The 8,442-nt window shown below is 61.1% G+C and carries 7 protein-coding genes; 2 read left to right on the top strand and 5 right to left on the bottom strand.

The features are described from left to right. Positions 1 to 305, bottom strand: a 305-nt coding sequence (locus M3O22_07425; protein MDP9196576.1) for an alpha/beta fold hydrolase, incomplete at its 3' end; no start/stop codon positions are given. Beyond that, positions 292 to 750 (bottom strand): YbhB/YbcL family Raf kinase inhibitor-like protein, encoded by a 459-nt coding sequence (locus M3O22_07420; protein ID MDP9196575.1) that lies wholly within the window; start codon positions 748 to 750, stop codon positions 292 to 294. The genes M3O22_07420 and M3O22_07425, both read right to left, overlap by 14 nt. 111 nt (positions 751 to 861) lie before the next feature. Here M3O22_07420 and M3O22_07415 point away from each other — a divergent pair, with 111 nt between their 5' ends. After that, on the top strand, positions 862 to 1,833 hold the full coding sequence (locus M3O22_07415) for a hypothetical protein (protein ID MDP9196574.1): 972 nt from the start codon (positions 862 to 864) through the stop codon (positions 1,831 to 1,833). A 370-nt stretch (positions 1,834 to 2,203) separates the two neighbouring features. On the opposite strand, the gene M3O22_07410 is transcribed toward M3O22_07415, so the two are convergent. Together M3O22_07410 and M3O22_07405 are read right to left on the bottom strand one after the other, a co-directional pair. Further along, positions 2,204 to 2,710: a hypothetical protein gene (locus M3O22_07410; GenBank protein ID MDP9196573.1), complete on the bottom strand. Its 507-nt coding sequence runs from the start codon at positions 2,708 to 2,710 to the stop codon at positions 2,204 to 2,206. Between the two features lie 360 nt (positions 2,711 to 3,070). Continuing rightward, positions 3,071 to 4,861, bottom strand: coding sequence for an acyl-CoA dehydrogenase C-terminal domain-containing protein (locus M3O22_07405; protein ID MDP9196572.1), 1,791 nt, complete (start codon positions 4,859 to 4,861; stop codon positions 3,071 to 3,073). Between the two features lie 396 nt (positions 4,862 to 5,257). Here M3O22_07405 and M3O22_07400 point away from each other — a divergent pair, with 396 nt between their 5' ends. After that, positions 5,258 to 5,515 carry a hypothetical protein gene (locus tag M3O22_07400; protein MDP9196571.1) on the top strand — a complete coding sequence of 86 codons (258 nt, stop codon included), beginning with the start codon at positions 5,258 to 5,260 and terminating at the stop codon, positions 5,513 to 5,515. A 52-nt stretch (positions 5,516 to 5,567) separates the two neighbouring features. Here the strand turns inward: M3O22_07400 and M3O22_07395 are convergent. Further along, on the bottom strand, positions 5,568 to 8,442 hold a 2,875-nt coding region (locus M3O22_07395), incomplete at its 5' end, for a multidrug efflux RND transporter permease subunit (GenBank protein MDP9196570.1).

The following is an 8,442-nucleotide window of genomic DNA, read 5'->3' as shown; positions in this document are numbered from 1 at the left end:
ATCATGGCAGCCTTGCCCCCCATGCTGTGGCCCAGAACGGTGGCCCGGGCCAGGCCATGGGCATCCATATAGGCCACCAGGTCGGCCACCATGGCGCTGTAGGACATGTCCGGCGACCAGGGAGAGTCCCCGTGGTTGCGCATGTCCAGGGCGTGGATCCCGAAACTGTCCGCCAGGGACTTCGTCACAGCGCCCCAGTTGCGGCCGGCCCCGAAAAGGCCGTGGAGGATGACCAGCGGCTCCCCCTGCCCTGCCACGGCAGAGACCAGGGGTACAGGGGAAATCCCGGTCCTATGACCGTTCATAGGTCCCCATCAGCTCAGCCTGGGCCAGGATATGGGACCGGGCCATCTTGGCCACATCCAGGACCTTTGCGTCATCGGGCACATCCAGGCGGCCCACATCCAGAGCCATCAGTTTGAAATAGTACCGGTGCTTGCCATGGCCCCGGGGCGGCAAGGGCCCATCGTACGAGCGGTGGCCGAAATCGTTGATGGCGAACTGGCCCTTGCCTTCGGTGCCCGCCCCTTCTTCCAGAGAGGATGTCCCGGCGGGGATATTATACATGGCCCAGTGGTGAAAGGTGCCGTTGGGGGCATCCGGATCGTCCATGATCATGACCAGGCTTTTTGTGCCCGGCGGCAGGTTTTTCCAGTCCAGGCGAGGGGACAGGTTTTCCCCTTCGCAAGTCAGACGGCGGGGCAGATGCTGGCCATGCTCGAAGGCCGGACTGGTCAGGACAAGGGCCATGGTGTTCTCCTGTCAGAAAGGTTGTTCCCGGTCCGAGAATAGAGCCCGGAGATATCCGTGGCAAGGCAGGTTTCCGGCATTACTTTCAGACTGGCGTGGTAGCCTGTGCCGATGAGAAAAAACCCGGAATTCCTCTCGCCCAAGTGGTGGCATGTCCAGCGGTACGGGCTTCTGACCGCCCGGAACAGGGCTGGCCTCTGGCTGGTGCGCAAGACCAGATGGATAGCCGCGGGGATCGCTGCCCTCTGCGTGGGCATTGCCTGGATTGCGCCCAGGCCGGATAGCAGAACTGCAGACTGTGCCATTCCGCAAGACATGGACCAGCTGCAGGCCCGGGAAGAAACCTTGCACCGGAAACTGGAGGATGGTGCGGCCAAGGCCGTCTGCCATGGCCCCGCCGGAAACATTGTCACCACTTTCAATACCTGGGCCGGGGCCGTGGAAGCAGTTCAGGCTGCACGGTCCTGTGCCGGAGAAGCCCCGGATCCGCAAGCCGCACAGCGACGCAGCGACATGGTGGCCCTTGCCATCGGGGTCTGTGAGCGGGAAATGCTGCACACTGTAAACGGGCTGAATGGCATTTTGACCACTGGCGGACTGATATTCCCCTCCCTTCAGGATGCCAGCGAGGCAGCAAAAAATCTGGAAATCATCCAGGCGCAGACCTTGCGGGGTATTGGCCAGCTGGCTCCTGACCGGCGGTTTTCTGTCCCTGACATGCGGCTGGACCTGGCCCGCCTGGAAGCCCGCGCCCTGATGGAAAGGGCTACAACCCTGCTGAAGCAGCTGGGTCAGCCGAAGAGCTGCGAGCTGTGGAACAGGAATCTTACGGAAAAAGAGCGCCGCGGAAATCTCCCTGCAAGACAGGCCCTGGAGACTAAGATCGCAACGGCCATCCAGACCCTGAACATCCTGGCGAACCTCCACGGAGGACCGGACACCCTGCTGCCCGCAGAGGCAGACCGCAGGCGGTACGCCGCCCTGCAGGCCTGGTGCGATGTGCAGGATAAAATCCCGGCACAGAACCCGGGCTGGGACCTGTACCTGAAGGGGCTGGAAAAGCTTGCAGAAGTCAGACCCTGACCACGTTGCATAATGTCCCGTAATGTCATTGATGTCACAGTGGATGTGACATTACCGTTCCGCTCCGGCTTTGGGTTTTCAGCCTTGATGTTACAGAATGCGCGTTTTTTGTGAAGTCAGCCTGGACGAAAGCGATCCGGTTTTTACCTCTCCCCCTGAGGGAGAGGTCGACACGCTGAACGCAGTGAGGCGGGGTCGGGTGAGGGGTATGAATGAAGAGTCTTTCCTGCGACCCCTCACCCGCTCAGGGGGAGAGGTAAAAATTCTCCAGCCCCCGGAGAGAATTTTTGTGTTGTCGTATTTACAATCTCAACGAACCGGGCCTGCCCGAAAGCAGGCCCTTTCCACATAAAGGAAAATCTTCCTTTTATCAAGGGGCCGACGGCGCGATCGGGGGAATTGGCGGCTGCCCAAAAACAGGCAGGGGCGCGGTAACCTGATGATCGCTGTCATCGACAACCTGTGTGCAGACAGGCATGGGACGCAGAACGCCTTTGCCTTTTTCGTTAAGGACATGCTCCAGGAAACTGTGCCCTGCATCCATGTACCAGACAAAGGCTCCCCTGACAGGGGCATGCAGCAGACCCTCAAGATCTTCCATTGTAGCCTGATTATTGAGAATGCGTGTCAGGATCCAGTGATTTTCCGGACCCAGGTCCTCCGCTTCTTCCAGGCCTGAAGTATAACCATCAATCCTGTCTCTTTTGAAACCAGTGTCCATGCCGATAACGGGCAATGGAAGATCCCGTTCATCCGCCCGGCTTTTATAGAAAGCCAGAATTCCGTCAATACAGGACCGGAATGCCTGGATATAGGCTTCTGCAGTCTCATCGCCTTCAGGAGTTTTGCCTTCTACGGGCGCCCTGAATGACCACATCCGCATTCTTTCCAAGGAAGAAATCAGATCTGCCGGAAGTGATCCCGGAGAAAATGGGTAATAACGGGTGGCTGTACCTGTAACGACAAAAACAGAATAACCCAGAGGATCCCAGCCAAGGTAGCCACCAACCATGGCACCGGAAAGTCTCTGGGAAAGAGGCGGGTTCGTTGTCAGGGCAAGCATTTGTGCCTGCAGCGAAGATGTGCCATTTACGCTGACAACAGGATCGCGTCGCGGAACCGGAATTTCACTATGAACTGTCTCAGGCAGCATCTGGCTCTCCCGTTTTGATGACTGCGCGAAATCCTGGCGGGTCATTTGCCCTCCGGCAACGGGTTTTTTACTTTCATTCCGCATTCAGAACGCCTCTGCCTCCATCGCCATCAGGGGTTCAGCGCCCGCCATGAGGGACTGGAACAGGCTGCCCACCTCCGGCAACATTTTTGTGAAAAAGAACCGGCCGGTTTTCAGTTTGGTCTCGTAAAAGGCTCCGTCTTCCCCGCCCGCAGACAGCTTTTCGCTGGCCTTCAGGGTCATGAGCAACCACATATGTCCCAGCGCCACCAGGCCAAACATGCGCAGGTAATCGGCGCTGGCCGCCGCGGCCTCGTCCGCGTTTTTCAGGCCTTTCTGCGCGATGGTCACCGTGGCCTGCTGGAGCCGCCCGAAGGCCTTGGCCAGCAGGGCGGCGAATTCGGCCGTGCGGGGATCCTCCATGGCCTTTTCGATGTCCCGGGTCAGCGGGTGGAAAAAGCGGCGCAGCAGGCGGCCATAATTCTGGCCCATCTTGCGCCCCACCAGGTCCAGCGCCTGGATCGCGTTGGCCCCTTCATAGATCTGGGTGATGCGGGCGTCGCGCACGAACTGTTCCATGCCGTATTCGTGGATATAGCCATAGCCCCCGTGCAGCTGCAGGGCCCGGTTGGCCCCCTCAAACCCCATGTCGGTAAAGTACGCCTTAATGACCGGCGTCATCAGGGCCACCAGGTCGTCGGCCTCCTGCCGCGCGTCGCTGTCCGGGTGACGTTCCGCCACGTCCAGCATCATGCCGATGTGGATGGACAGGGCCCGGGCCCCTTCGTTAAAGGCGCGCATGGTCAGGAGATTCTTGCGCACATCCGGATGGACAATCAGCGGATCCGCGGGTTTGTCCGGAGCCTTCACACCCGTGACCGAGCGGCCCTGGAGACGTTCCCTGGCATAGGCCACGGCGTTCTGGGCGCTGACTTCCGCCAGGCCGAGGCCCTGCATGCCCACACCCAGGCGGGCCGCATTCATCATGGTGAACATGGCTTTCATGCCCTTGTGCGGCTCCCCCACCAGCCAGCCGGTGGCGCCGTCAAAGTTCATGACACAGGTGCTGGAGGCCCGGATGCCCATCTTGTGCTCGATGGACGCACAGCGCACGCCGTTGCGCGCGCCCGGTGTTCCGTCCTCTTCCGGAAGGAATTTGGGCACGATAAACAGGCTGATGCCCCGCGTCCCCTCGGGCGCATCGGGCAGCCTGGCCAGGACCAGATGGATGATGTTTTCCGTCAGGTCATGCTCGCCCGCCGAGATGAAAATCTTGGTACCCGTGATTTTATGGCTGCCGTCTCCCGCCGGCTCGGCCTTTGTGCGGACAAGGCCCAGATCGGTGCCGCACTGGGGCTCGGTCAGACACATGGTGCCCGACCAGGTGCCATCCACCAGCTTTGGCAGATATCTTTTCTTCAGATCGTCCGCACCGTGCAGGTGCAGCGCGTTGTACGCCCCGTGGCTCAGGCCCGGGTACATGCCAAAGGACAGGTTGGCCGAGCTGATGATCTCCTGCAGGATAAAATTGATCACCTGGGGCAGTCCCTGGCCGCCGTACTGTGGGTCGCATGACAGGGCCGCCCATCCGCCCCTGCAGAAATTTTCATAGGCCTCGCGGAAGCCCTTTGGCGTACGCACCACGCCGTTTTCGTACACACAGCCCTCGGTATCGCCCGGCAGGTTCAGGGGCTGGAGTTCGTTTTCCGCAAGCCGCGCCCCCTCCTCCAGGATCTGGTCCAGCAGGTCCGGCGCAAAATCGCCGTATCCCGGCAGGGCCACCAGGCCTTCCGTCCCGAAAACCTCATGCAGGACAAAGCGGATATCCCGCAGGGGAGCTTTATAGACGGGCATAGGGACCTCTGTGCAAAAGGGTTTCGGGAAATCCTACGGTCTGGCAGGCCCGTTGTCCATATCCGGAACCAGGGGCCGGAAGGTGCACCATAACTGCACTTTAACTGCACGGTAAATGCACCATAAGTGCATGCCCGTGCAGTGTCGAAAACCTTGTACCGGCGCGACTTTCCGGAAAATTATCCCCCTAAACTGCACGCCTGCGGCAGGGGTGCAGTGCGTTTTTTCAGTGCGTAAGCAAAAGTCATCATTTGTTATCATTTTGTGTTGGTCCGGATTCACTGTTTCCGTTCCTGTCATCCTGAGCGGAGTATCCTGAAAGGATGCGTAGTCGAAGGATCTTCCGGTTGCAAAAAGATCCTTCAGTCGTTCCACTCCCTCAGGATGACAATGAGAATGATGATGGAAAAAAGAAAAATCCCGAACCATACCCACATTTACCTCCACAACAAAAACAGCGTCTATGGCAGTATGGAGAGCCAGGGCGGCATGTTTCTGTGCACAGGAAAGTGGTCTGGCGGAGCCATGGCTGATATCAACGGCGCAGACATCGCAAAACGCTGCGGTAACGAACAGGAACACGGACAGACAATGGAGTACCGGATCATCTGCGGCAAGAAGGTAGAGCCAAAAGGCGACCGGCTCGGGCTGTAAGAACGACCTGCGCGCGCTTTTCTTCTTTCAGGGAAAGGCGCGCGCAGCGATGTCACTCCGGCCGGGAACGTCCCACGGCCCATCCCCGGATCACGGTATAGAACACCGGTGTGAAGACCAGGCCGAAGAAGGTCACGCCCAGCATGCCGAAGAACACCGCCGTGCCGATGGCCTGGCGCATCTCGGCTCCTGCCCCTGTGGCAGTCAACAACGGGACCACACCCAGGATGAAGGCCAGCGAGGTCATCAGGATGGGGCGCAGGCGCAGGCGGCAGGCCTCGATCACCGCCTCAAACCGGTCTTTCCCGTGCTCCTCGATATGGCGCGCGAACTCCACGATCAGGATGGCGTTCTTGCTGGCAAGACCGATCAGCACGATAAAGCCGATCTGGGTCAGGACGTTGTTGTCCATGCCGCGCCACCCCACGCCGGAAATGGCGGACAGCAGGCACATGGGCACGATCAGGATGATGGCCAGCGGCAGGGTCCAGCTTTCGTACTGGGCCGCCAGCACCAGGAACACGAACACCACGCACAGGACAAAGATGTACATGGCCGTGTTGCCGACCATTTTCTGCTGGTACGACAGGTCTGTCCACTCATAGCCGATGCCGGGCGGCAGGATTTCAGCCGCCAGCTTTTCCATGGACTCCATGGCCTGGCCCGAACTGACCCCGGGCAGGGTGCTGCCGCTGATCTCGGCCGCCGGGAACAGGTTGTAGCGGGGAACGCGGTCCGGGGCCACAATGTCCCGGAAGGACACCAGCGATCCCAGGGGCACCATATCGCCGTGGGCATTGCGCACCTTCAGGCGCAGGATGTTTTCCCGGTCCTGGCGGAACGGGGCGTCGGCCTGCGCGGTCACCGTATACGTGCGGCCCAGCAGGTTGAAATCGTTCACATAGGATGATCCCAGATAGATCTCCAGCGTCTGGAACAGGTCGCTGACCGGCACGCCCAGCATCCGGGCCCGGGTACGGTCCACGTCCACGAACAGCTGGGGCGCGCTGGCGGTGAATGGCGTGAACACCCCTGTCAGGCCGGGGATGCCGTTGGCCTTCATCATCATGTCAAAGGCCGCATGGAACAGGGCATCGGGTCCCAGTCCGGCCCGGTCCTGCAGGCGCATGGAAAAGCCCCCGCCGGTGCCCACGCCCGGGACGGGCGGCGGCGGAATGACGAAGACCAGGCCCTCCTGGATCGCGGCCACTTTCTGGCTGAGCTCCGCCTGGATCACATCCAGGGTGCGGCCCTGGGGCAGGCGTTCCTCCCACGGAACAAGGGGCGTGAAGATCACCCCGGTGTTGGAGGAGAAGGTAAACGTGGCACCGGAAAATCCGGAAAAGCCCACAGCGTCGCGGATGCCCGGCGTCTCCTTCGCCATGTCGATGATCCGGCGGACAACCGCGTCCGTACGCTCCAGCGAGGCGCCGTCCGGCAGCTGCACCGCCGCGATCAGATAGCCCTGGTCCTGCATGGGAATGAACCCGGTGGGCGTGCGCATGAACATCGCCGCCGTCAGGGCGATCAGGACGCAGTAGACCGCCAGCATCGCCTTCGGCCGGTGGATGACGCGCCGGACGATCCGGCCGTACCACTCGCCCAGGTGCTCGAACCCCCGGTCGAACAGGTGGAGAAACCCGCGGACCGCTTCCACAAATCCGCCGGAGGGAGGGCTTTCAGGATCATGCGGTGTATGCGCCTTCAGCAGCAGGGACGCCAGCGCGGGGCTGAGGGTCAGGGACACAAAGGCCGAGATGACCGTGGCTACGGAAATGGTCAGGGCAAACTGGCGATAGAACTGCCCGGTGAGGCCCGAGATAAAGGCCGTGGGCACGAACACGGCGCACAGCACCAGGGCGATGGAGATCAGCGCTCCGCCCACCTCGTCCATGGTGCGGCGGGCAGCGTCCTTTATTTTCATGCCGGCGGACAGGTTGCGCTCCACGTTCTCCACCACCACGATGGCGTCGTCCACCACAATCCCTACGGCCAGCACCAGGCCAAACAGGGTCAGGCTGTTGATGGAAAACCCGAACGCCGCCATGACAGAAAAGGTTCCCACCAGCGAGACCGGAATGGCCAGAACGGGAATGATGGCGGCCCGCCAGCGCTGCAGGAACAGCAGGACCACAGCCACTACCAGGGCGATGGCCTCCAGGATGGTTTTCACCAGAGCCTTGATGGAAGCGGAAATGAACTCGGTGGGGTTGTAGACGATCCGGTATTCCAGGCCCTTCGGAAACGCCTGCCGCAGGGTTTCCATGGTCTGCTTCACCCGGTCAGCCGTATCCAAGGCGTTGGAGCCCGGCCGCTGGGTCACCAGAATTCCCACGGCCTGGTCGTGGTCCAGATAGCTGTTGGTCACATAGTCCCGGGCCCCCAGCTCGACCCGCGCCACGTCGCGCAGACGCACCACCTGGCCGCCCTCCCCCGTGCGCACAATGATATCTTTGAAAGCCTCCACATCCTCCAGCCGGCCCTGGAGGTTCAGGTTGAGGGTAAAGGCATTGTTCCCGGCCACCGGCGGCGCCCCCAGGGTCCCACCCGCCACCTGGGTGTTCTGGGCGCGGATGGCCGCAATTACATCGGGCGCCGTCAGGCCCAGGGCGGCGATCTTGTCCGGATCCATCCAGACCCGCATGCTGTATTCCCGCGCGCCGAAGACCTGGACGCCGCCCACACCCTCAAGCCGGGCCAGCACGTCCTTGACCTGCAGCAGGGCATAGTTGGAGACGTACAGCTCGTCGTACGTTTTATCCGGCGACAGCAGGTGCACGACCATCAGGAAGTCGGGCGAATTCTTGCGGGCCGTGATGCCCAGCCGGCGCACCTCTTCCGGCAACCGGGGCTCGGCGATCGAGACCCGGTTCTGCACCAGCACCTGCGCCTCGTCCAGATCGGTGCCCAGGCGGAAGGTGATGGTA

The sequence above is a fragment of the Pseudomonadota bacterium genome, from assembly GCA_030775045.1.
Taxonomy (GTDB): Bacteria; Pseudomonadota; Alphaproteobacteria; order JALYJY01; family JALYJY01; genus JALYJY01.
This window is presented reverse-complemented; position numbering and strand designations above follow the sequence as displayed.

What these genes read in the sequence shown, in the direction of transcription:
- M3O22_07400 (MDP9196571.1), top strand. Translation starts at nt 5,258, where the DNA reads ATGATGATGGAAAAAAGAAAAATCCCGAACCATACCCACATTTACCTC.
- M3O22_07420 (MDP9196575.1), bottom strand. Translation starts at nt 750, where the DNA reads ATGGCCCTTGTCCTGACCAGTCCGGCCTTCGAGCATGGCCAGCATCTG.
- M3O22_07415 (MDP9196574.1), top strand. Translation starts at nt 862, where the DNA reads ATGAGAAAAAACCCGGAATTCCTCTCGCCCAAGTGGTGGCATGTCCAG.
- M3O22_07405 (MDP9196572.1), bottom strand. Translation starts at nt 4,861, where the DNA reads ATGCCCGTCTATAAAGCTCCCCTGCGGGATATCCGCTTTGTCCTGCAT.
- M3O22_07410 (MDP9196573.1), bottom strand. Translation starts at nt 2,710, where the DNA reads ATGTGGTCATTCAGGGCGCCCGTAGAAGGCAAAACTCCTGAAGGCGAT.